The sequence below is a fragment of the Dyadobacter sp. LHD-138 genome (genome assembly GCF_030929615.1).
Taxonomy (GTDB): Bacteria; Bacteroidota; Bacteroidia; order Cytophagales; family Spirosomataceae; genus Dyadobacter.
Genome location: NZ_JAVFVU010000122.1, coordinates 1 through 714 on the forward strand (window position 1 = coordinate 1; position 714 = coordinate 714).

The following is a 714-nucleotide window of genomic DNA, read 5'->3' on the forward strand; positions in this document are numbered from 1 at the left end:
CTGGATTTCAAGTCAGTAAGGACCGATAGCCAGAAATTTGCGCCTTCACTTTCAGACACGTACATACCAATTAAATCCTTGTAGCCGTGTCGATTTACGCCTAATACATTGTAGACTGCTCGTGTGACAACCCGCCCACCATCTCTTACTTTGTAATGCATGGCGTCTAACCAGACAATCGTATAAAGGCTTTCCAAAGGTCTACTTTGCCACTCCTTAACTTGAGGAATTACCCTTTCTGTAATCTCGGAGAGTGTCGCATGAGATATTTCAACATCATACATCTGTTGGATGTGGTCAGATATATCTCGAAAACTCATTCCCTTGCTGTATAATCCAATAATTTGAGGAGCCAGATTGTCAGCCAGGACGGTTTCGCGTTTCTTGACAATTTGCGGCGAAAAAGTAGCCTTTCTATCTTCTGGTGTAGTTATTATAATTTCACCAGACATCGTTTTTAAGCGTTTGCTACCTTTGCCATTTCGCTTATTGCCGGATGCCCGCTCCTGATCACTGAGATGGGTGTTCATTTCCGACTCGAGAGCACTTTCTAAAAATTGTTGAAGTAGCGGAGCGAAAACCCCGTCTTTACCAGTTAATGATTGTCCTTTCATCAACTGTTCGAGCGCCTTATCGCGCATCTGTTCGAATTCCGTCTTTTCCATGTTCTGTCTTAAAGTTAAAACTTTTAGACAGAGTTCATTTTACAGTCTC

At 42.4% G+C, this 714-nt stretch carries 1 protein-coding gene; it reads right to left on the reverse strand.

The window, feature by feature from the left end; genetic code table 11:
- Nucleotides 1–665, reverse strand: a 665-nt coding sequence (locus RB622_RS30200) for a transposase (RefSeq protein ID WP_308050570.1), incomplete at its 3' end; no start/stop codon positions are given.
- Nucleotides 666–714 lie beyond the last annotated feature (49 nt).